Genomic DNA, 21,754 nt, shown 5'->3' with positions numbered 1-21,754 from the left:
TTATTTCCCGGTTTTTCGGCATTTTGCACGAAATACTCTGTGAATAATCTAGCAATCGGATGATGAATACGGTTCCATTGCCTTGTTAAAATTATAGCATAAGAGGAGGATCAATACCTATGGTTAAAATTTCAAGACGCGACTTCTTAAAAGGAAGCGGCGCCACCGCATTAACCCTCATGGCAGCCGGATTAGTCGGCTGTTCGGCAGAAAATGAAAAAACCCCCGATGCCCCTGCGTCTTCGCCGGCTCCGGAAAACGACAAAATCGCCGCAGCTTATCTCAATCCGCAGCGCGACGACTACCGCAGCAACACCAAAGAATTGAAAACGTTGTTCTCGCCGCTGACCATCGGCTCGCTTCAGCTCAGCCACCGGATGGTCAAATCGGCAGCCGGATCCGCAACCTATCTGGCCGGATTAACGGATGAACTGCTTCAATATTATATCAATTTCGCCAAGGGCGGCGTTGAGATGATTTATGTGGAAGGGATTTCCGCTTTGGAAATTCCTGCCGACGGCAGCGGCTACGACGCTGAAACCCTGGCCTTCGGTCAGAAGCTGGTCGCGGAATGTGCGAAGTATGGCGCCAGCCTGGGCTATCAGTGGGCGCAGTTCGGCGCCGGGGAAAATGAAATGAGCGTCGAACAGATTCAGGCGATCGAAGACCGCGGCGCGCAGATCGCCAAGGGCATGCAGCAGCTGGGCTTCAAAGCGTTTGAAATCAACGCCGCCGGCTTCAATATGGGCGAACATTTCCTGTCCCGTTTCTACAACGTACGCACGGACGAATATGGCTGCACCAGTCTGGAAAACCGCGCCCGTTTCGTCACGGAGTGCATCGCCAAGATCAAGGAAGCCTGCGGTGCGGACTTCAATGTTCAGATCTTAATCGACGCGATTGAGGAAAACGACAACGTCGCCAACAATCCGACGTTAATGACGTTGGACAACGCGGTCACAACGCCGCGCACAAAAATCACGACGGTAGAGGAAGGCATCGCTTTCGCGAAGCTGTTTGAGGCCGCCGGCGCGGATTCCATGCATTTGCGCTTAGGTCCGCTGGGTCATCACGTCGCGCAGTTCGGCAGCGATCTGTACTTTATCTTAAACGGCATCGAAGGCGCGTCCGGCTTCGGCACGCAGTATGATTTCAAAAAGCACTGGCAGGGCCAGCTGATCGGCGATACGCAGGGCGCCGGCATGCTTCTGAACGTCGCGGCCCGCTACAAGGCCGCCGTCAGCATTCCCTGCGGCGTCGTCACTTACATGGACCCGGCGCACGCTCCGGATTTCTTCGAACAGGCGCTGGAAGACGGCAAGGCAGATTTCTTCCTGATGACCCGGCCGTTAACCGTCGATACCGAATATGTCAATAAGCTGCGTGAGGGACGGATTGATGAGATCGCGCCGTGCACCCGCTGTCTGCATTGCCATATCGGAAGCAACGAAGCCAACGCAATGGCCGGCTATTGCCGCGTCAACGCTTTGACCCAGCGCGTCATGCGTGAAGGCGGACCTGCAGCGTATGAACTGCCGCCGATCGAAAAAGCGAAAAAAGTCATGGTGATCGGCGGCGGCCCGGCTGGAATGGAAGCGGCCCGGATTGCGGCAGCCCGCGGCCACGACGTGACCTTGTATGAAAAGAAAGGGACGCTGGGCGGCCTGCTGGATTTCGCACATACCGTCAAGGGTCCGCATGAAAACTTGCAGGATTTCAAGAACTATCTGATCCGTCAGCTGGAAATCACCGGCGTCAAAGTGGAAACCGGCGTGGAAGTCGACGCCGCCAAGATCAACGCGGAAGCACCGGATGCCGTTATTCTGGCTGCCGGGGGGCTGCGCGACACTTTGCAGGTGGAAGGCGACGGCAGTGCTCCGGTGATCGACATGGAATCGTTCATGTTTACGGAAATGGGGGAAAACGTCCTCATCTACGGCTCCAATGCCCAGGCCTTCGACGCCGCTCTGTGGCTGACCGTTCACAAAAAGCACGTCACGATGATCACGCCGAATACAGCCGCGGAAATGGATATGCAGCAATCGCAGCACGCGATGCGAATGATGACCACGGCGTTGTATTCGCTGGGCTTCAGCGCCTGGCCGCAGGCTTCATTGAAGTCGGTCAATCAGAACAAAGCAGTCATCCTGACCGAAACCGGCGTGGAGATGGAAATCGCCTGCGACGCGATCGTCAACGCCGCCGACATGCTGCCGAACACCAGCCTGCTGGAAGGATTGACCGTAGCGGAAACCTATGCCGTCGGCGACTGTGCCAATCCGTTCAATATCGCCAAGGCGATCCATGCGGGCAACGACGCCGGCCGCGCCGTCTAAGCGCCTAATTCTTTGATGAATCTGAGCCAGAATTGAGGTTGATTCCAGTTCATTCTGAAATCTGACCGGCTCAGGAAGATGAAATAAAAACAGGAATCAAGCCAAATCTGCGCCGCTATGGCCCGGATGAAGCTTGTTCCTGTTTTTTTTATCGTTGTTGCTCAGACAACCTTGCTGCGATCTCTCGTGAATGGAAAATGGTCGGGGAAGACGTTTTGGTTATTCTGCCGCTGTGACCTCAAAATCGCGCTTTCCTGCGGACAGCCGTTGATGATCAGGGTGACCGAATGGCGTCCCGGGTAATGTTTTCTGACGCTTGTGTCGGCAAAGTGTTGTTTTTTTACATATTTCCGTTTCTCGCCTGCCTTTAAGGTAAGCTCGGATATTTTATAGTTTTTCCGACTGCGTTTTCCTTTGGCCTTCATGTAGTCAACCGCATATTCCAGCCGTACCCGAACGTCGGTTTCCGCGCTGAGCACAAAGGAAAAAACCAGATCTTCACCAATTCGCACGACCGGCGTCGTCACAGTGAATTCCGCCGTCTTTACACTGGCATTCTCCGCCAGTCCAAACAGCGCCAGCGCTTCCGGATTTCCCTTTTTCAGCAATGTCCGGCAGCCATGTTTGAGGATTGCGTCTGTGATCGCGTTCTGCCCCTGCCAGCGGCGCGCCGTTTCCAGCACAAGCTCGGGATGCGTCTTGGAAATATCGTTCAGGTTGTTCGCCACGCTTTTCTGAACATACGGCGAGGGATCCGCTTTCAGCAGCTCGAGAATTCGCAGCACCGGCAACGGATTCTGCTTGAAGCTCGCTAACGCCTGGCCCCAGGGCAGCTGCGGACGGCAGCCCTCGCTGGCCAGCCGCCGCACATGCTCACTTTTGTGCTCAGCCCAAACCGCCATCTGCGCCATCATCCGCTTTTCGTCGCGGAGGATGAACGCGCGGACGGCGAATTCCGCCGAAGCCAGCGACGTTATTTGTTCCAACGCCGCCATGGATTGTTCCCAATCCGCTTCCGCCTGGCCGAATACTTCGACATAATCAGGCAAGCACATCAACATTAACCCGTCGCTGTCCGCTGGATAATTCGCCGCGGTCTGCCGCAGAATCGTCACCGCCTGCGAATAGTCCGCAGGCAGATATTTGCCCAGGGCAAGCGCCATCTTCCGGATCCGGGCTTTCAGTTCCAGCGTGTCCCAGTCCATATCCAGAATCTCGCTCACAAAGGCTTCGCTCTCAAATGCAGAATGGTTTTTTTTGATTCTGCGCGCCAGTTCGCCGAGCGAGTCAGCGTTGATTCTTGCTTTCATTAATTCCGCCATTCATTTCTCCTTTATCGAATTATCCACACAGATTTCAAGGTTTCAATCAATCACACAGCTTGCCGAAGCCTGTCCGGCCTGGGTGCAGCGAACGTTTAACCGCACGCGTGTTCCCGCAGGCGCACGAACAATCCATTCTAATTTTCGGCGCAGCGCCGCGGTCTGACCATAGACGCTGGAAAAAGACAGCTCGGTCTGATCCTGTCCATAACCTTCCAGCGCTTCAATTTCACTATGAGCCTGTCCCTGGAAGATCCCAGCGCCTGTCAATTCAATCTGAACCGGTTCCGCCAGCTTCATCGCCTGGCGCTGCCGGCTGATCCATGTCGGCAGATAGCCGCGGTTGACGATCTCCGCCGTCACTTTCACGAAGTCATGCCCCAAAGGTTGAGCCTCAAAACGCAAAATCGCCAGTCTTGGCAGCAGGCAGACCTGACGCAGCGCAAACCGCGTGGCTTTTTCGCATTCTTCGCGCAGATACGCCGGCGGGCAGTTTTGGATCGTAAACTTATAATCCAGCCCGCCGATCTCCACCTCGCCCAGCTGCGGATGCTTCAGCGGCGTCCACGGCTTCCAGGCTTGCGGACAATGAGCGTCGATCCAGGCCAACGTTAATTTCTGCTGCTGCAACTGCTGCGCCTCGCTCAAATCCGGATCCAGCTGATCTTCCACGCTGATCCCGGCCCGGCTCTGCAAATCCCACAGCTCGGCCGTCACTGCGAAAATTCCGCGGTTCAGATAAGCCCAGTCATCGCCCGCGCCGGCCGCATAATCGGTTTCCGTACAGTGAAAGCCATCGTATAAATTCAATAACGGATAACCCATCTCTTCGGTTGCCAGCGCGCCAATCGCATGATAGATTTTCCGATCCAGCGGATCCTGTTCAGCTTCCGAAAACGGTCCCGGCGGATTGAGAATCATACCGCCGCTGGTATGATGAGTAACCATCACGCCGATATTGTGATGAGCGATCAGAAAATCCGCCACCGCACGGGTTTCCGGATTATCCAGCGGATAGTTTCCCGCTCCCGGCTGCTGCGGCTTCCACCAGCACGGATAATTGCGGTTGAAGTCCAGCCCCCATTGGGCTGGGGCCGCTTTAAGAATTTCCCCCTTCTCCCCACGCAGCATGCCTTCCGGCATCACTGTATAGAACACGCCGTCCATTTCATCCGGCCGCCGCCGGCGCAATAACCGCGGTTCTTCCTCATCCGCCGCCCACGCTCCGGTTTCGTCGGGAATCCGCATCCAGCGAATCACACCGTCCTGATCCAGATCCTGCCGGACGACGCCGGACTGTTCTTTCCCTGAAACCCGGTTGACGGAGCGCAGCAGCTGGGGCGTTTTCAGATAAACCTCCGCGCCATCCGGAGAAATCCGCGGGATAAACGTAAACGTATAAGCCCGAAGCAGTTTTGCGATCTGCGGTTCAGCGTGTCCGGTCAACAGCACATCCAGCTGATGCAGCGCGGCCATCGACCCCGTCACTTCCCCGGCATGCGTGTTTCCGTCGATATGCTGCGCCGGTTTCTCATCGAAATCCCCGCAGCTTAAGTCCGTCACCTCCATCGCCCACAAATCGCGCCCTTCCGGGGTTTTTCCCAAGCTCCTTAAGCAGGCAAAGTCCGGGTAATGCTCACTAAAATAGACCAGCCGCGCCGTCAGCTCGGCATAATCCGCATAATGATCATAAGTAAAAGTCGTTTTCATCCCATCAACTCCGTTTCTGATGAAATCAGTGTAGCACCGTTTTTCTCCATCCGCAAAACAAATCCGCTCCCCTCCTTCGTGTTTCGCATTTCCCCGCTGAAAAAACAAAAAAACCGGACAGGCCGGTTTTCCCTTACAATTTTAGCGTCAGGATGTTCAGTACGCCGTAGACGATCAGCGTGATCACGATCGCCCAGGACAGGAAGAACTGCTGGATTAAAATCCACGGATTTGCTTCCCGGCGCACGATGATCCGCTTATGCCGCCGCCGGATCAGCGCGATTAGCGCCAGGGCGTAAATGATGACGCAGCTTAATCCGATCACCCATGAATACTGCACCGGCACCAGCTGTAAAGCGACCGTCTGCAAATTGATTGCGATATGGATGATCACCGCCGGCAGAATTGAATTGAAGCGCATCGTCACAACCGCCAGAAAAGCGCCCAGAAAGAATGAGGGCAGAATGTTGATCAGATTACCGTGCATCAGAGAAAACAACAGCGAGCTGGCGAAGATCGCGAAATAATTACCCATCCGGCCAAAACTGCGCAGGCAGACGCCGCGGAAAATAAATTCCTCGCAAAAAGGGAACACGACTGCCGTCTGGATCACATTCAGGATGACCGCCGGTAATTTTCCCTGCAGGATCAGCTGTGATGATGTGAACTGAATATTGGACCAGCTGAGCACCAGCGAGAGAATTCCGACGATAAAAGTCAGAAGCAGATTCAGTGCCAGACCGATCAATGTCAATTCGAGAATATCGCGCCACTCGCCCTGACAACGCCCGAAAAACCGCCCTGTCTTCATTTTCTTTATCGCGGCATACGCTTGAAAGGGAAGAAGCATGACGATCAGCGTCACGGCGATCCGGATTCCAGCTTCCGCTGCCTGACGGTCAACCGTTTGATAATACGGCTCCAGCAGCGGAACGAGCCGCTGATAGCCAAAGGCCGCGCCGACGGCCAGCGCAAAGACAACCAGAAACGTCAGTCCGACGCCATTGAATTCCCGGCGCAGCTGACGCGGCGTTACCGTCTGAATAATCCGATCGCTCATTGTTCCCCCTCCTTTTCAATCTTCTGAAATTCCACGGTGTAGCCGTCCGGATCCTGAATAAAAAAGGAATACACGGCAAACTGCGGATGCCGCCGGGGAGCGGAAGCTCCCTTCATGTCTTTGAATTTTTCGTACAGCGCGTCGACTTCAGCCTCATCGGCGCAGTTAAAGGAAATGCACGAATAGGCCGGAAGCTCAAAATCCACGCTTTCCACAAAGCCCAGATAGCCATAACCGCTGTCGTAAATATGACAGCCCGGCTGCGTATGCCAAAGTTTCAGCCCTAATTGCTGAATATAAAAAGCATCGGTTGCCGCCAGACTGCGGCAACGATGAAAGACGACCATTGATTCCATAGTGCATCGCTCCTGTTCTCTGATTCAGAACTGTATTGTTTCCATCCCCCGTTTATTAACCGGAGTACGGCGGTCTCTGCTAAAGCGGCAGGATTGGATCTCCTGTCTGTGAAGAAATCCGATTTCTCTGTGCGCTTCACAGTAAAACTTGTTTTTGACGATTTCTCCCCTCGGCCACAGAGGTCGGGGAAAAATCACTTGCTGCGCTGAATGCTTTTTTATTATCGCATATTTTTTTAAGAATGGAAATAGCGACCCTTGCCGCTTTGCGTGCAGATTTAGAAATTCTGCGGTGATTTTATTTCCATCCAAGGTTTACCTGAGGTGCGAACGAGGCTTTCCTACTTTGATTTTCAACGACATCTGGCTTATACTAAAGCTATTGCAAAGAATTAAAAAAGGAGGAATCCGATGCACAAACAACAATGGGAAACGCAGCTGGCTCAGGCGCAACGACGAAGCGCTCAGCTCCATCGCAAAAACTCACAGATCGCCGGGGTTCGCTTCGGTTTATTTTTAATCGCGGCATGGGCTTTTTTTCAAGTCGTCGACGGTTGGAGGGGCTATGGGCCGATCCTGATCCTGAGTCTGACCGGGTTTTGTCTGGCGATGCTGGCGCATCAGAAAAACAACCGGCTCTATCTTGAAGCGCAGGCGCAAATCGAAGTGCTCCAGCGCTGTCTGGCGCGGTTTGACGGCCGTTGGCAGCAGGCGCCGGAAACCGGCGCGGAATTTTTAGACGACGATCAGCCCGCGCTGGCCGATCTCGACGTGTTCGGACCGCGTTCGTTATATCAGTTCTGCTGCATGGCGGTCCTGCCGCAGGGAAAGACGGCGCTGGCGTCCTGTTTTAAAGATTCAGCCGCGGCCGAAACGATCCGCGAGCGTCAGGAAACCGTGACCGTTCTGGCCCAGCATTCGGAATTCATGCTTGCGGACTGGACCTGCACGCACGGTCTGACGCCGCAGACAGCCGCCGCAATGGCTTCCGACAAGCTCAATGAGCTTGTCCAGCCGATCACGCTGCCGATTCCCGGCTGGTTTATCCGCTGGATGCCGGCGGTGACGCTGACGTTATTGGGGCTGACGCTGCTGCGCTGGATCTCGCCGCTGTGCTTCATCCTGATCTTTTTTGTCCAGTCCGCGCTCGCCCTGTTTTCCCTTGGGACCGTGCACAGCCGTCTGCAGACCGTCGCAAAGGTCCGGCAGGGGCTGCAGAACTGCCTGACCCGTTGTCAGAAGCTGGATCAGTCGGAATTGTCCAGCCCCTTGATCGACACGCTGAAAACCCGGATCCGTCAGCCGCAGGGACTGCTTCAGGGCGTAAAGCAGCTCGACGGGCTGTTAAACCGGCTGTCGCTGCAGGCCAATCCGTTTCTCTATCTGCCGGCGCAGTTATTGCTGCTTTGGGATCTGCAATGCGTGGGGGCCTGGAATCAATGGCAGGCTCAGGCCGGGCAGACGTGGATCGCCGTGATGGAACTGCTGGGACAGCTGGAATCGCTGGAATCGCTGGCGCTGATCGCGCTGACGCATCCGCAGACCTGCATGCCGAAGCTGCATGAGGAAACGACGCCGGTTCTGGCATTTACGCAGCTGACTCACCCGCTGCTGGATCCCGATCAGGCAATCGGCAACGATTTCACCCTCGATCATTCGCTGACACTGGTCACCGGCTCCAACATGTCCGGCAAGACGACGTTCATGCGCACGATCGGTCTGAATCAGATTCTGGCCGCAGCCGGCGGTCCCGTCTGCGCGCAAAGCATGGATACGTCCGGCTTTACCGTTTTAACCTCGATGCGGATCCGCGACGACGTCAACGAGGGCATCTCCACCTTCTATGGCGAGCTGTTAAGAATCCGCAGGATCATCGACGCCGTGCCTCAGAAAAAACCGCTGCTGGTGCTGATCGACGAAATCTTCAAGGGCACCAACTCGCTGGATCGGATCGACGGCAGCGCTCAGGTACTTCGCCACCTGAATCACCCATGGATCCGCGCGATGATCACGACGCACGACTTTGAGTTGTGCGCCCTGCAGGAACAAACGGGACTTTCCTTAGTCAACGTTCATTTTGAGGAACATTACCAGAATCAGAAGATTTTCTTTGATTACAAGCTCAAGCCGGGCCGCTGTACGCAGCGCAACGCTCGATATTTAATGAAAATGATTGGGATCACGGATTGATTTTCACTGGTTTTACGATACAATGAGTTCATAGAGATTGGGGGACATACAATGATAGCTATTACACACGGCAAGCTGCTGACCGTCGTCAACGGTACGATTGAAGACGGCACGCTGCTTCTCGACAACGGCAAGATCACAGCGATTGGCAAGGATCTCGCGATCCCGCAGGGAGCTGAGGTCATCGACGCTTCCGGAAAATGGGTGACTCCGGGCTTGATCGACGCGCACACGCACATTTCTACCTTTAACGAACCGCACTGGATGCCGCACATCGGCGATGGCAACGAGGTCACCTCACCCGTCACCGCTCAGATCCGCGGCATCGACGCGCTGAATCCCTTCGACATGGCGATCGGTGCGGCGCGGTCGGCCGGCTTTACGACCTGCTACACCGGGCCGGGCAGCGCCAACGTCATCGGCGGCACCGGCTTGAGCTTCAAGCTGAAAAACGCGGCGACCGTTCAGGAAATTGCGATCGAAGGTTCGGAAATGATGAAAATGGCGCTGGGCGAAAACCCGAAGCGCTGCTACGGCTCGGAAAAGAAAATGCCGATGACCCGGATGGGCACCGGCGCGGTGCTGCGCAAAGCGTTATTCGACGCGAAGCAATACAGCGACGCGCTGGCTGCGGGCAAAGACGTCAAGCGTGACTTTGATTTAGAAGCGCTGGTTCCGGTCGTCCGCGGCGAAATGCGCTGCCGGATCCATTGCCACCGCGCTGACGACATCGTCACGGCGATCCGGATTGCCGAGGAATTCAACCTTGATTACACGATCGAGCATTGCACCGAAGGGTATAAGATTCTGGATTTCTTAAAGGCGAAAAAGACCAAGGTTATCATCGGTCCGCTGTTAATGGGGCCGCAGAAATTTGAGATCTGGGGCTGCCGTCAGGATACCCCGGCCGTCTTTGAAAAGGCCGGAATTGAGGATTTCTGTCTGATGGCGGACGATTCCTCCGCCACGAAATGGCTGCCGGTTCACGTCGGCATCGCAATGCGCAATGGCCTCAGCTTTGAACAGGCGTTAAAATGCGTGACGATCAATCCGGCGAAGCTTCTGAAGCTGGACGATCGGATCGGTTCGCTGGAGGTGGGCAAAGACGCGGACATCGCGATCTTTAACGGCATGCCGTTCTCCAATCTGACGCTGTGCGAACAGGTCATCATTGACGGAAAACCGGAATTTGTCCGGCAGGAGGGTGATTTATGATCGCCATTATTCATGGAAAGCTGCTGACTGTCACACAGGGCGTTATCGAAGACGGCACGCTGCTGATTGATCAGGGCAAAATTACGGCGGTCGGTCAAAATATCGCCGTTCCGGAAGGCGCGGAAATTCTCGATGCTTCCGGCAAATGGGTGACGCCGGGTCTGATTGACGCTCACAGCCATCTGTCGGGGTTAAACGAACCGGCCTGGATGCCTTCGACGATGGATGCCAACGAAATTACCGATCCCGTCACTGCCCAGGTGCGGATGCTGGACGCGTTCAATCCGTTTGACGAAGCGATCCCGAAGGTCAGAAACGCCGGCTTTACGACCTGCTGCACACTGCCGGGCAGCGCCAACGTCATCGGCGGCGTCGGTTTTTCCTTCAAGCTGAAAAACGCGGCGACCGTTCAGGAAATGATGATTCCGGGCACGGAAGTCATGAAAATGGCGCTGGGCGAAAATCCAAAGCGCTGCTATGGCCCGGATAAGAAAATGCCGATGACCCGAATGGGGACCGGCGCCGTGCTGCGGGAAACGTTATTCAAAGCGAAAGTCTACTCGGATAAATTAAAAAAAGCGGAAACAGACTCCAGCTTTTACGTCGAACCGGATTTCCGGCTGGATCCGCTGGTCCCGGTTGTCCGCGGTGAACGCCGCTGCCGGATTCACTGCCACCAGGCGGATGATATCGTCACCGCAATCCGGATCGCTGAGGAATTTAAGCTGAGCTATGCCATCGAGCATTGCACGGAAGGCTATAAGATCAAGGAATTCTTAAAAGAAAAGAACATCACGGCCGTTGTCGGACCGTTAAAAATGGGACCGATGAAATTTGAAATCTGGGGCTGCCGCCAGGACACGCCAGCGGTCTTTGAAAAGACCGGCATCAACTTCTGCCTGACCGCGGACGGCGCTTCCGACACCGTCTGGCTGCCAAGCGATATCGGCATTGCGATGCGTTACGGGCTGAGCTTTGAGACCGCGCTGGAATCCGTGACGATCCGTCCAGCCCGGCTGCTGGGATTGGAAGACCACGTCGGTTCGTTAGAAGCCGGCAAAGACGCGGACGTCGCGATCTTCGACGGCATGCCGTTTGAAAATCTGACATCCTGTCTGACCACGATCATCGACGGGAAAATCGAGCACTGCACGCTGTAACAAAATTGCAGAAGGCGCTGAGAATTTCCCTCCGAAACAAATCCCTGCCGTATACCGATCAAAAATGGAACAGAACTCCATGGGAGCCTGTTCCATTTTTTTTGTGCGCGCAAATGGCGGCTGTACAGGCTGCATCATCCCGGTTGGCATGGTTAAAGGCTGCCGGGGATTGTTCTTTTTGATTTCCAAAAAGATTAATTTTCCTTTACCGATAAATTCCCGTTTCAGGGAGTATTCAACTTGCTTAAACATCATTTGTTTCCGTCAATCTGACGCAGGATTTTTCAGATAATCCAGCTCGTGCAGCCGGTCCTCCAGGGAAGCAACTTTCCGCTCCGCGGCATCAGTCTGACTTGACGCCACTTTATGACGTTGAAAGAAAAAGGCAGCCGAAAAACAAAATAGTCCAAAAATTCAAAATACTGCTTGACGCATTATACTACGCGATATATAGTATAACACGTAAGGAGGTAATCATGGATAGTCAACTAAAAAAGGGATTGTTGGAAATCTGCGTGCTGGCCGCGCTGGCAAAGCAGGATTCCTATGGTTATCAAATCATCAAAGACGTTTCCCAGGTCATTGAGATCTCTGAATCCACATTATATCCGATTCTTAAACGCCTGGAAGCCAGTCACGATCTGGAAACCTATTCCGTCGAGCATAACAGCCGGCTGCGTAAATATTACCGGCTGACGGACAGCGGCCGCCGGCACATCGCTGATTTTCTGGATGATTGGAAAGCGGTGATGACCGTGATCGATTTTATAAAAGGAGAAGTTCACCATGACTGAAAAAGAATATCTTGATGCTTTAAACAAAGCGCTGAAATGGCTGCCGAAGCCGGAAAAAGAAATTTGTTTCAACTACGCCCGGGAGATGATCGAGGATCGAATCGAAAACGGCTTCTCGGAAGCCGAGGCCGTCGCTCAGCTGGAAACGCCCGGGCAGATGGCGAAAGCTTTTCTCGAGGACCGCGGCAGTCTGAAATTTAAATTTTCATTGCCGTTGAACAGCGGACTGACCGTCATTCTGCTCGTGCTGGGTTTCCCCCTGTGGGGCGCCCTGTTATTGGCGGGATTGATGGTGTTGCTGGCAGGCTTTCTGATCGCCGGCTGCGTGCCGTTTCTCTGCGTCGTGCTGACGGTCAGCCTGTTATTCGTCGCGCTGGTCAGCGTCAGCGCCAGCCCGTTTGTAATGGGAACCGTCTCGTTCACGGCCGGCATCATTCAGTTCGGCGTCGGAATGATGGCGCTGGGCGGTTTAATTCTGGCGGCATTAGGCGCGTCGCTCAGTATTCCGTGGTTTAAATCCGCGGTGATGAAAACAGCGCAGAATCTGCGTTCTCTGTTTTTCCAGGAGGTAAAAAAATGGTAATCCGAAATTTTAGAAAAAAGGCGTTGATCGCCGGCCTGTTCTTCGTTCTGACCGGTTCGCTGATCGTGGGCGCGGGCTTGGCAGCCGGAGGTCGTGATGCGTTAGCCGCCGGTCCCTCGAAGCCATGGTACCAGACGATTTGGATTGAAGATGGAAAGATTGTCGTCAGTCTGGATTTCCTGAACGGTTCGTTGTTTCACATCCGCTTTTAAACAGAAAGGAGACTATCCTCATGACACAATTTACTGCATATCAGAAAAAACAGCTCGGCCTGTTCGCCATGCTGACCCTCGCCTTTCTCAGCCTGTTTACCGTTTTATACGCCCGCAATCGCGATAACACGCTGCTTTCGCTGCTGATGCTGACGCCGGCGCTCAGCGCGCTGATCGTCAACAGGCTGACGCATGAGCGCCGCTCCTTGTTTCTGCGGCCAAAATTCAAGCGCAACCTTTCCCGTTATGCGTTGAGCTGGTTTCTTCCGCCCCTGCTGGCCTTTGCCGGAGCCGGACTCTACTTCCTGATTTTCCCATCGCAGTTTCAGCCGCTGGCCTCGCGCTTTGCGGTCAATAACGGCCTTGCGGAGCCGGGTGCGTATGGAAGACAGCTGCTTCCAGTCGTGCTGCTTGCGGTTCTCGTCAATCCCTTCGGCGGACTGATTCCGGCGTTGGGCGAGGAACTGGCCTGGCGGGGCTGGCTGCTTCCCCGGCTGCGCGATGTCCTGGGCACGCGGAAATCCGTCGTTGTAACGGCTTTGATCTGGGGCTTATGGCATGCGCCGATCATCCTGCTGGGCTACAATTATGGAACCGATCATCCGCTGCTCGGCGTGCTGATGCAGCTGTGGCTCTGTTTGATTCAGGGGATCATCCTGGCCTGGCTGCAATTTCGAAGTGAATCTGTGTGGACCTGCGCTCTGTGGCATGCGTCCTTAAACGGGATTGACCGCTACGCCGCTTCAGCCCTGCTGAGCGCGGGCAGCGTTATGCCGTTAGTCGGTCCGGATCTGACGGGGTTGATCGGCGGACTGGGGTTTGTTCTGGCGGCGGTCCTCTGTTGGCGCGGGATTTGCCAACTGCCGAAGCGTTCCAGTACTGCGAAGTCTGACGCTTTCCTCAATTCCGATTTATCCTTGATCCAATAACGTTTGACCGACTGCCTCCAAATAAAAAAATCCGGACAGGAAATGATCTTCCCCGCACCGGATAATCCTGATAGAACACAAGAGCAACGTCTTCCGGCACCCGCCGGAAGCGTTTTTATTTTACTAAAATTGTCCGTTTTTTCCATCGAGAGCCCCTCTTTATCCAGCACCGTGCAGCGCGAACGGGTCATAATCGTCTCGCATGGGAAATCGCATTCCCCACAGGCTGTCAATTCCTGATGAAGCACACCGTCGCGGGTAAAACCATCCTCCGGCTTATGCGCCATCACACAGTCAGGACAGATTCCCTGAATACAGGTCGGACAGCTGCCGCAGTAATAAGCCGCATTTCCCCAACACCGCTCATCCATGGCCCGAATTCTTTTTCATCGTTTCGATTTGTTTCCTTCCTTGTGTTAATCGGAGTTGATCCATCCCCCGCTTATTCTCTAAAGGGCTCACTTTCCTCCATGTTCAGCTGCGCGCGATACTGGATCGGCGTTTTCCCGCAGCGTTTCTTGAAGATCTCCGTGAAATACCGCTCGCTGCTAAAGCCCACCTCGCGGCTGATCTGAGCGATGGTCAGCGTGGAATTCTTCAGATAAAAACGGGCTTTTTCAATCCGCAGGCCGGAGATAAAATCGGGCAGGGAGCTGCCGGTCTGGCGGTTGAATTCGCTGCTTAAATGACTGACGTTGGTATTGGTGTACTCCGCGACCAGCTTCAGCGAAATATCCTTACGATAATTCTCATGGATAAATCCCATCGCCAGCAGCACCTCGGGCGAATACCATGGCCCGCCGTTTCCGTCCTTATACAGCCTGCGGATCTGATTTTCCAGATGCGCCTGATATTCGCTGAGTGAGAAAAAATCCTGCGGTCCGAAATTCAGATCCAGCGTTATCCCGTACACCTTGACAAACAAGCTCAGCGTCGCGATCACAAAGGTGTGCGCCGCCCGGCAGCAGTTCATATCGAGCGAGCTGCGGACAAGATGATCAAACACATAATTCACCTGTTCCAGCACTGCCGGCAGATTCCCCGTACACAGCTCGTTGCGTAGCCGCCGGCCGTTTTCATAGATCGCCAACACCCCCGGATCAATCCGCTGCTGCAGCACCTGCTCGGTAATCACCGGACACGCGACCTCAAAGAAACGCAGATCGTTCAGCTGCCGGGCTTTTAAATAAGCCGGATGCATGCCTTCATAGCCGTGGTAAGGCCCGGCCATCGACGTCGCGATAAAACGATGATTTCCCGGGGCATAAGGCGGACGCGCGATAAAATGCCGGTGAAGCTGTTCACACACCTGTTCCGCACGGATCGTGCAGTCTGAATCCCGGCTGAACAGCACCGCCATTTGTTTGGAATTATCGACCTTGATCAAAAAGCTGTTTCCCCGGCAATGATTTTCCGTTAACAACGCCTCGATTTCATCATAGATGACGTACGTATTTTCCACCTGCCGCTGAAAAATTTCAGAATCGTCGATCAGATTATATTTCCTGTCAATCCCTGTGATGCAGAAATAATAATCAGTCAGATCAAACCGCAGCGGAATCCGGTTGTTTTTTACAAAGCTTTCGATCAACAGCTCATTGTCATCCCACAGACAATAGTTGATCAGCATGTTGTCGCGGACAAAGTCCGTCGACGCTTTTTCCAGCAATCTTTTCTCTTCCATGGTGTAATCGTACCATGATTTCAGGAATTGCAGAAGAGACAAACGGAAATTTTTGCCAACGCAAAATTTTTCGCAGGTCATGTTCAATTTTTATCATGATAAAATATGAACATAAAGGGAGGAAAATGAAATGAAAAAGCTGTTAGCACTCGCAACGGCGGCCTTTTGCGTTCTTAGCTTAGGCGCCTGCGCAACCACCAACGGCGGCACGTCTGCCCCGGCAGCCGGCGGTTATACCTTCGCGGATACCGTGAAATGGGATGCGGAATATGACGTCGTCGTCGCCGGCTTCGGAGCGTCCGGAGCCGTAACTGCCAAGACGGCCGCAGAGAACGGCGCATCCGTTCTGATCGTCGAGAAATGCACCGAGGGGGAAGCTGGGGGCAACTCCAAGGTCGCCGGCCAGCTGTTTGCCTATGGCAACGGCAATGTGGAAGAAACGAAGAAATATTATCAGGCGCTGGCCGGGGATACGGAAGTTCCGGAAGCCTCGCTGGACGTCATCGTTAACGGCGTCGCCAACATGGCGGAAATTCTCGTCAACGATTTCGGTTTAAACAAAGACGATTTTGTCGACTGGACGGGATTCCCGGTCATCGGCGTCATGTCCCCGGAATATCCGGAATTTGAAGGTTCCGAGACGGTCGGCTTATGGACGACGCATATGGGAACCAGCGATTCTCATCTGTATCAGATCTTAAAAGAACAGGTCGTTAAAAACGCAGACAAGATCGACGTCTGGTTTGAAACACCGGCAACTGAACTGATTCAGGATCCGATGTCCGGCACGATCATCGGCGTGAAGGTAACCCGTGACGGCCAGGAAAGTCATATCCGCGCCCTCAATGGCGTCGTCTTATGCACCGGCGGCTTTGAAGACAACAAAGAAATGGTTCAGAACTATATTGGTCTGACCGACTATGCCCCGATCGGCGGTCTATACAACACCGGCGACGGCATCAAGATGGCGCAGGCCGTCGGCGCCGATCTGTGGCACATGCATGTTTACGAAGGCGGCTTCGGCTTAGGCGGCGTTTCTTTCAACGTCGAAGAAGGCCAGCGCGCTTCGCAGATTCAGGTCTTAAGCCAGGGGCCGCTGAACACCGGCGCGCTGGTTCTGCTAGGCATGGATGGCGACCGGTTCGTCAACGAATCCGTTCCAGTCCGGCATGGTCATGTCTACATGAACGGCACATGGCATAACCCGACGTATCCAGATAAAATGTGGACGGTTTACGATCAGACGCAGGCCGATCTGATTGCGGAAGCGGAAGCCATTCCGGAACAGTTCCGTGCTCAGGTCGTCGAGGCTTCCTCGCTGGAAGAGCTGGCGGAAAAGACCGGCATGAAAGTGGATCAGCTGAAAGCGACGATCGCGAATTTCAACGATTACGCCAAGCAGGGTGTTGACGAACAGTATCACCGCGATGGGGAAACGATGCGGCCGTTCGACGGCACAAAGTATTACGCCTTCCCGGTCAAAGCCGAAATTTTGAACACTCAGGGCGGTCCGAAGCGCAATGAAAACGCCGAAATTCTGGACGTCAAGGGCAACCCGATTCCGCATCTGTATTCCGCGGGCGAAATGGGCGGCATCACCTCTGAACATTATCAGGGCGGCACCAACCTGGCGGAATGCATCATCTTCGGTCAGATCGCAGGCAAGAACGCTGCAGCGGCCAAGGACGCACTGCCGGAATACACGCTCGCGCCGAAGGTGGAATCCACGCCGACCAAGCTGGGCGAAGTCACCGATCTGAACAAAGAAACCAGCTACGAAACCAAGGATAACGAATATATCGGCGAAGGCACCGGCATGGGCGGCAAGCTCGTCGTCAAAGTCACGATGGACGGCGACAAGATCGCTAACGTTGAAATCGTTGAACATTCCGAATCCGAGAATATTTCTGATCCGGCTATCGAACAGCTGCCAAAGGCGATCGTTGAAGCTAACGGAACAGAAGTCGATACGATCTCCGGCGCGACGGTTACTTCCAAAGCAATCATCGAAGCGGTCAACAACGCTTTAGCTCAGGTAAAATAAGTTTCAGCTTCTGATCTTGTTCCAGGAAGCAAAGCAGCGGTCTGCATCAGGCCGCTGCTTTTTTTATCTTAAGATTCAAAACGTTCGCTCAGCCTGCGCCTGCAGGGCCTTGTAAACGCATACTATCCCATGTCTGAAATCGCTGAGGCCCTTAAAATACACGTCCTCGCAGTATTCGTTGTCCGCTCATTCATGGAGTGAACACAAAGATCTCCCAAAAAAAGACCGGATTTTGATCTGAATGATCAGCTCCGGTCCGGAATTCAATTTGATCGAGACGGACTTTCCAGATAGTCCAGACATGCGTCAACGGTATCGAACAGTCTGCTTGCGGCGGCTTTGACTGCTTCCACACCCGAGCTCATCGCAAAGCCGTTCAATCCTTCAATCATCGGAAGATCGTTATAATCGTCGCCGATGACATACACTTCGTTTGCTTTCAGCCAGGCTGCCGCCGCTTCAACGCCGGTTTGTTTCGATACACCCCGGGCGACGATATCCAACGTGCCGCGGTTGAGATAGCTTTCCACCGCGTCGCCGAACTTCTCCTGAATTTCCGCCTGCATCTCCGCCATCCGGCCGCGGTCGCTGATCCAGGCCGCCATCGAGATCATCCGGCCTTTCGCCAGCACCATGGCCTCGCTGATCGTTTTGGCGAAAAACTTTTCCCGCCGCTCTAACGAACGCGGACTCTGCACGATGTGCTCGTTGACATGATAACCGCTGTCCTCGCCATTACAGAAGGTAAATGATTCAAAATCCGATTGTTTCAGATATTCAATTAAAGCGCAGGCCCGGTCAAACGGAATCCAGTGCGCCGCTAAAATGTTCTTTTCACGATCCGCAATCAGCGCGCCGTTGGAACAGATGAAGACGTCCGGGTCGACCTGATTGTGATGCGCTTCGTCAAAAATCGTATTTAACGCGCGGCCGGTCACAATCCCGAAGCGATGTCCATGTTCCTGAAACCGGGCGACCCGCGCGGCGGTCCCCGGGTCCACCTGCGGCGCTAACCGCAGCGTTCCATCATAATCCGATGCTAAAAATTTCATAAAAGTTTCTCCCCCTGTCGTTGAATTTTTACAGTCTTCGCCTGCCCGATCGTTTTCTTTAAAATGGTTGAAATTCACATTTCATTTCCACCGAAGGCCGCAAAAAAACAACGTTCTACCGTCCTGTTTTTTGCTTACGCGTTTGTCTGAATCCAGTTGTCGATCAATTCGATCATGTTCGCGGTGTTGCTGACAACGGGCTTCGGCTGAAATGTCTCAGCCTGCTTCAGCACCTCGCCCAGCCGGTCGAAATCGTGCAGCGCCAGCAGATACCCCTGCCGCTCAAAGCTCGACACAATCTCCGTCTGATGGTCGTTGTGGTGTTCGTGATATTGTGCCAGCCGCGGCGCGGCGATGATCTTTTTTCCCAGCCGCAGTCCGGCCATAATTGTCCCCACTCCGCCATGCGTGATCAACAGATCGCATTGGGCCAGCAGCTGATCAAACTGTTCCATCGGAATCAAATCAAACAGCTTCATCTGTTTGGATTCAAAGACCGTGCAGCCGGCCTGGACGATGACTTCATCGTTGATCGTCCCCTTCTCCAGCTGTGTTTCAATCGCTTCCAACAATCGCGGGAAGGCTTTGTCCTGCGTACCTAATGTTACTAATATCATTAAAAAATCCACCCTCCCATCACAGCGTTCGGATACAGCTGCAGCATTGATTCCCATTGGACGACAAACAGATCGGCGATCGGATAAACCAGCTTGCCGGCTTCCGTCTGCGTCGTGGAATTGGCGAACGTCTCAATCCAGATCACTTTCTTTTTGAAGAAATGTGCGATAAAACACATCGGCACCGCGGTATGCGTTCCGGTCGTAATCACGACGTCCGGACGGATGCGGATAAACAGCGCGAAGCTTTTGAGGATATTCCACGCAAAAATAAACAGATACGGCAGCAGATGCTGCTTTGTGCCGTAAGCCAGATAATGCATACGTTTTCCATATTTTTGTTTTAAGGAAGCATTCGATTTTGTCTTTTCCGTAACTAACGAAGCTTCGTAGCGTTGAAACAGCGGCTCCAGCTGCAAGAGCTCGGTTAAGTGGCCGCCTGTTGAAGAAATAAAGAGGACTCTTTTCATGGTCTATCACCTGCGCATAAAAATAAAGAGTGGAGTTCCACTCTTTATTTTACATTATTTTAAGCTGTTTTTCACTAATTCTGTAACTTCTTTGAGATTGCTGCACTGCAGGGCCTTTTCCGCCATGATTTCCATTTCCTTTTTGGACAGGGAACGGATCATCTTGCGGGTGCGCAGAATGCTGGAAGCGGACATGGAGAATTCATCCAGGCCCAGGCCTAACAATACCGGCGCCGCCAGCTCATCGCCGGCCATTTCGCCGCACATGCCGACCCACTTGCCTTCCTTGTGCGCGCCGTCGATCGTCATCTTGACCAGACGCAGGATAGACGGGTTCAGCGGCTGATACAGGTAAGAAACCTTTTCCGACATCCGGTCGGCCGCCATGGAATACTGAATCAGGTCGTTGGTGCCGATCGAGAAGAAATCGGCTTCCTTGGCGAACTGATCGGCCAGAACCGCAGCTGCCGGAATTTCAACCATCATTCCGACTTCGATATGATCGGAAACGGCAACGCCTTCGCTGACCAGCTTCGCCTTTTCTTCTTCAAACAGGGCTTTGGCCTGACGGAATTCATCCAGCGTCGCGATCATCGGGAACATGATGCACAGCTTGCCGTAGACTGAAGCGCGGATTAAAGCGCGCAGCTGAGTTCTGAAAATATCAGTTCTGTCCAAGCACAGCCGAATCGCACGGTAGCCTAAGAACGGGTTCATTTCTTCCGGGAACGTGAAGTATGGCAGCTTCTTATCACCGCCGATATCCAGCGTCCGGACGACGACCTTCTTGCCGCCCATGCCTTCCAGAACCGCTTTGTACGCTTCAAACTGTTCTTCCTCGCTTGGGAAGTCCAGTTCGCTGTCCATGTATAAGAATTCCGTGCGGTACAGGCCGACGCCTTCGCCGCCGTTGTTCAAAACGCCTTCAACATCCTTCGGCGTTCCGATGTTGCCGGCCAGTTCAACTTCATGACCGTCCATCGTCACGCTCTTGGCGTCTTTGAGAACCTTTAACGCTTCTTTTTCAGCCTTGAACGCTTCCGCCTTGGCTTCATATTCTTTGACCTGTTCCGGCGTCGGATTCAGAATAACCTGACCCGCAACCGCATCCAGAATCAGCAGATCGCCCTGGCTGGCCTGTTCCATGATGCCGGCGCAGCCGACAACAGCCGGAATTTCCAGGCTTCTCGCCATGATCGCGGAATGCGACGTGCGGCCGCCGGTCGCCGTGGCGAAGCCTAATGTATACTGCTTATTCAGCTGGGCGGTATCGGACGGCGTTAAATCTTCCGCCACGATGATGACTTCTTCATCAATCGTCGTCAGATCCGGGATGACCGCGCCGACGATGTTGCATTTCAGACGGAATGTAACGTCTTTGACATCGGCAGCTCTTTCCTTGAAATAATCATTGTCCATTGACTCAAACATGGAAATCATCATGTTCGCGACGGTTTCCGTAGCGAATTCCGCGTTGCAGCTTTCATTCTTGATCATTTCCTCAATCTGTCCGGACAGTTCCGGATCGTTCGCCATCATCAGATGAGCGTCGAAAATCGCCAGCTCTTCCTCCGAAAGTTTTCCTTCCGCTTTCGCCTTGACCGCTTCAATATCTGCCTGCGTCTTGACCAGGGCAGCCTGGAACTTCGCGACCTCCGCCGCGCTGTCACATTCCTTCTTCTCGATATTCAAGACCGGCTGTTGGAGCTTATACACTTTTGCGATAGCGATTCCTGACGATGCTGCGATACCTTTTAACATACTGCTTCCTCCTAATTTGATATCTCTTGCGACAAATCCAGCACATCCTGAACGGTACTCAGTTTCAGCATGGCTTCATCCTCAAAGGTCAGGTTCATTTTTTCCTCGAAATTTAAGAGAATTTCCACCAGATCCACGGAATCAATGCCCAGCTCTCTGAGGTTGGTCCGGGGTGTAATTTCGGCGTTGTCTTTCACCTTTTCAGCCAACAAGGACCTCAACAGTTCAAACGTTTCCATCTTTCCACCTCTACAGGAAA

At 53.7% G+C, this 21,754-nt stretch carries 19 protein-coding genes; 9 read left to right on the top strand and 10 right to left on the bottom strand.

Annotated features, from left to right (window positions below; genetic code table 11):
• The first annotated feature begins 119 nt into the window (after window positions 1–119).
• Entirely contained in the window at window positions 120–2,336 is a 2,217-nt protein-coding gene (locus I2G61_RS00255) for an FAD-dependent oxidoreductase (protein WP_072684954.1), read from the top strand.
• Between the two features lie 161 nt (window positions 2,337–2,497).
• On the opposite strand, the gene I2G61_RS00250 is transcribed toward I2G61_RS00255, so the two are convergent.
• From I2G61_RS00250 to I2G61_RS00235, 4 genes are all read right to left on the bottom strand, one after another.
• Window positions 2,498–3,658: a DNA alkylation repair protein gene (locus tag I2G61_RS00250; protein ID WP_229100618.1), complete on the bottom strand. Its 1,161-nt coding sequence runs from the start codon at window positions 3,656–3,658 to the stop codon at window positions 2,498–2,500.
• 42 nt (window positions 3,659–3,700) lie between these two features.
• Window positions 3,701–5,368 (bottom strand): M14 family metallopeptidase, encoded by a 1,668-nt coding sequence (locus I2G61_RS00245; RefSeq protein ID WP_195547726.1) that lies wholly within the window; start codon window positions 5,366–5,368, stop codon window positions 3,701–3,703.
• A 133-nt stretch (window positions 5,369–5,501) separates the two neighbouring features.
• Window positions 5,502–6,428, bottom strand: a complete 927-nt coding sequence (locus I2G61_RS00240) for a CPBP family intramembrane glutamic endopeptidase (RefSeq protein ID WP_195395433.1) — start codon at window positions 6,426–6,428, stop codon at window positions 5,502–5,504.
• Window positions 6,425–6,784, bottom strand: a complete 360-nt coding sequence (locus tag I2G61_RS00235) for a VOC family protein (RefSeq protein WP_072684950.1) — start codon at window positions 6,782–6,784, stop codon at window positions 6,425–6,427. The genes I2G61_RS00240 and I2G61_RS00235 overlap by 4 nt, the downstream gene beginning before the upstream one ends.
• A 411-nt stretch (window positions 6,785–7,195) precedes the next feature.
• Between I2G61_RS00235 and I2G61_RS00230 the strand changes: the two genes are divergently transcribed.
• From I2G61_RS00230 to I2G61_RS00200, 7 genes are all read left to right on the top strand, one after another.
• Window positions 7,196–8,974, top strand: a complete 1,779-nt coding sequence (locus tag I2G61_RS00230) for a MutS family DNA mismatch repair protein (RefSeq protein WP_195547725.1) — start codon at window positions 7,196–7,198, stop codon at window positions 8,972–8,974.
• Between the two features lie 51 nt (window positions 8,975–9,025).
• Window positions 9,026–10,189: an amidohydrolase gene (locus tag I2G61_RS00225; RefSeq protein WP_195395436.1), complete on the top strand. Its 1,164-nt coding sequence runs from the start codon at window positions 9,026–9,028 to the stop codon at window positions 10,187–10,189.
• On the top strand, window positions 10,186–11,349 hold the full coding sequence (locus I2G61_RS00220) for an amidohydrolase (RefSeq protein ID WP_072684947.1): 1,164 nt from the start codon (window positions 10,186–10,188) through the stop codon (window positions 11,347–11,349). The genes I2G61_RS00225 and I2G61_RS00220 overlap by 4 nt, the downstream gene beginning before the upstream one ends.
• A 476-nt stretch (window positions 11,350–11,825) precedes the next feature.
• Window positions 11,826–12,143 carry a PadR family transcriptional regulator gene (locus I2G61_RS00215; RefSeq protein ID WP_072684946.1) on the top strand — a complete coding sequence of 106 codons (318 nt, stop codon included), beginning with the start codon at window positions 11,826–11,828 and terminating at the stop codon, window positions 12,141–12,143.
• The gene (locus I2G61_RS00210) at window positions 12,136–12,726 is read left to right on the top strand and encodes a DUF1700 domain-containing protein (protein ID WP_072684945.1); all 591 of its coding nucleotides are present in this window, start codon (window positions 12,136–12,138) and stop codon (window positions 12,724–12,726) included. The genes I2G61_RS00215 and I2G61_RS00210 overlap by 8 nt, the downstream gene beginning before the upstream one ends.
• On the top strand, window positions 12,720–12,938 hold the full coding sequence (locus I2G61_RS00205; RefSeq protein ID WP_072684944.1) for a hypothetical protein: 219 nt from the start codon (window positions 12,720–12,722) through the stop codon (window positions 12,936–12,938). Before I2G61_RS00210 ends, I2G61_RS00205 begins: the two co-directional genes overlap by 7 nt.
• 20 nt (window positions 12,939–12,958) lie before the next feature.
• Complete coding sequence (locus tag I2G61_RS00200) at window positions 12,959–13,867, top strand: CPBP family intramembrane glutamic endopeptidase (RefSeq protein ID WP_195395437.1); 909 nt, start codon at window positions 12,959–12,961, stop codon at window positions 13,865–13,867.
• Window positions 13,868–14,309: 442 nt separating this feature from the next.
• Here I2G61_RS00200 and I2G61_RS00195 read toward each other — a convergent pair whose 3' ends face one another.
• The gene (locus I2G61_RS00195) at window positions 14,310–15,551 is read right to left on the bottom strand and encodes an AraC family transcriptional regulator (RefSeq protein WP_195547724.1); all 1,242 of its coding nucleotides are present in this window, start codon (window positions 15,549–15,551) and stop codon (window positions 14,310–14,312) included.
• 130 nt (window positions 15,552–15,681) lie between these two features.
• Here I2G61_RS00195 and I2G61_RS00190 point away from each other — a divergent pair, with 130 nt between their 5' ends.
• On the top strand, window positions 15,682–17,595 hold the full coding sequence (locus I2G61_RS00190; protein ID WP_195395438.1) for an FAD-dependent oxidoreductase: 1,914 nt from the start codon (window positions 15,682–15,684) through the stop codon (window positions 17,593–17,595).
• Between the two features lie 263 nt (window positions 17,596–17,858).
• Here the strand turns inward: I2G61_RS00190 and I2G61_RS00185 are convergent, their stop codons facing one another.
• The 5 genes from I2G61_RS00185 to I2G61_RS00165 form a co-directional block, all read right to left on the bottom strand.
• Entirely contained in the window at window positions 17,859–18,647 is a 789-nt protein-coding gene (locus I2G61_RS00185) for an HAD-IIB family hydrolase (RefSeq protein WP_195395439.1), read from the bottom strand.
• 134 nt (window positions 18,648–18,781) lie between these two features.
• On the bottom strand, window positions 18,782–19,264 hold the full coding sequence (gene pssE, locus I2G61_RS00180; protein ID WP_072684940.1) for a PssE/Cps14G family polysaccharide biosynthesis glycosyltransferase: 483 nt from the start codon (window positions 19,262–19,264) through the stop codon (window positions 18,782–18,784).
• Complete coding sequence (pssD, locus tag I2G61_RS00175; protein ID WP_072684939.1) at window positions 19,264–19,734, bottom strand: PssD/Cps14F family polysaccharide biosynthesis glycosyltransferase; 471 nt, start codon at window positions 19,732–19,734, stop codon at window positions 19,264–19,266. The genes pssE and pssD overlap by 1 nt, the downstream gene beginning before the upstream one ends.
• A 54-nt stretch (window positions 19,735–19,788) precedes the next feature.
• Window positions 19,789–21,495 (bottom strand): phosphoenolpyruvate--protein phosphotransferase, encoded by a 1,707-nt coding sequence (gene ptsP, locus I2G61_RS00170; RefSeq protein ID WP_195395440.1) that lies wholly within the window; start codon window positions 21,493–21,495, stop codon window positions 19,789–19,791.
• 11 nt (window positions 21,496–21,506) lie between these two features.
• Window positions 21,507–21,734, bottom strand: a complete 228-nt coding sequence (locus I2G61_RS00165; RefSeq protein WP_006059269.1) for a phosphopantetheine-binding protein — start codon at window positions 21,732–21,734, stop codon at window positions 21,507–21,509.
• Between the last annotated feature and the right edge of the window lie 20 nt (window positions 21,735–21,754).

The organism is Holdemania sp. 1001095H_141210_F2 (assembly GCF_015558105.1).
Classification (GTDB): Bacteria; Bacillota_I; Bacilli_A; order Erysipelotrichales; family Erysipelotrichaceae; genus Holdemania.
This window is presented reverse-complemented; position numbering and strand designations above follow the sequence as displayed.

Coding starts and splice junctions, on each gene's coding strand:
- I2G61_RS00220 (WP_072684947.1), top strand. CDS start 10,186: ATGATCGCCATTATTCATGGAAAGCTGCTGACTGTCACACAGGGCGTT.
- I2G61_RS00240 (WP_195395433.1), bottom strand. CDS start 6,428: ATGAGCGATCGGATTATTCAGACGGTAACGCCGCGTCAGCTGCGCCGG.
- I2G61_RS00205 (WP_072684944.1), top strand. CDS start 12,720: ATGGTAATCCGAAATTTTAGAAAAAAGGCGTTGATCGCCGGCCTGTTC.
- I2G61_RS00195 (WP_195547724.1), bottom strand. CDS start 15,551: ATGGAAGAGAAAAGATTGCTGGAAAAAGCGTCGACGGACTTTGTCCGC.
- pssE (WP_072684940.1), bottom strand. CDS start 19,264: ATGATATTAGTAACATTAGGTACGCAGGACAAAGCCTTCCCGCGATTG.
- I2G61_RS00215 (WP_072684946.1), top strand. CDS start 11,826: ATGGATAGTCAACTAAAAAAGGGATTGTTGGAAATCTGCGTGCTGGCC.
- I2G61_RS00200 (WP_195395437.1), top strand. CDS start 12,959: ATGACACAATTTACTGCATATCAGAAAAAACAGCTCGGCCTGTTCGCC.
- I2G61_RS00245 (WP_195547726.1), bottom strand. CDS start 5,368: ATGAAAACGACTTTTACTTATGATCATTATGCGGATTATGCCGAGCTG.
- I2G61_RS00235 (WP_072684950.1), bottom strand. CDS start 6,784: ATGGAATCAATGGTCGTCTTTCATCGTTGCCGCAGTCTGGCGGCAACC.
- ptsP (WP_195395440.1), bottom strand. CDS start 21,495: ATGTTAAAAGGTATCGCAGCATCGTCAGGAATCGCTATCGCAAAAGTG.
- I2G61_RS00255 (WP_072684954.1), top strand. CDS start 120: ATGGTTAAAATTTCAAGACGCGACTTCTTAAAAGGAAGCGGCGCCACC.
- I2G61_RS00190 (WP_195395438.1), top strand. CDS start 15,682: ATGAAAAAGCTGTTAGCACTCGCAACGGCGGCCTTTTGCGTTCTTAGC.
- I2G61_RS00185 (WP_195395439.1), bottom strand. CDS start 18,647: ATGAAATTTTTAGCATCGGATTATGATGGAACGCTGCGGTTAGCGCCG.
- I2G61_RS00225 (WP_195395436.1), top strand. CDS start 9,026: ATGATAGCTATTACACACGGCAAGCTGCTGACCGTCGTCAACGGTACG.
- I2G61_RS00250 (WP_229100618.1), bottom strand. CDS start 3,658: ATGGCGGAATTAATGAAAGCAAGAATCAACGCTGACTCGCTCGGCGAA.
- I2G61_RS00165 (WP_006059269.1), bottom strand. CDS start 21,734: ATGGAAACGTTTGAACTGTTGAGGTCCTTGTTGGCTGAAAAGGTGAAA.
- I2G61_RS00230 (WP_195547725.1), top strand. CDS start 7,196: ATGCACAAACAACAATGGGAAACGCAGCTGGCTCAGGCGCAACGACGA.
- pssD (WP_072684939.1), bottom strand. CDS start 19,734: ATGAAAAGAGTCCTCTTTATTTCTTCAACAGGCGGCCACTTAACCGAG.
- I2G61_RS00210 (WP_072684945.1), top strand. CDS start 12,136: ATGACTGAAAAAGAATATCTTGATGCTTTAAACAAAGCGCTGAAATGG.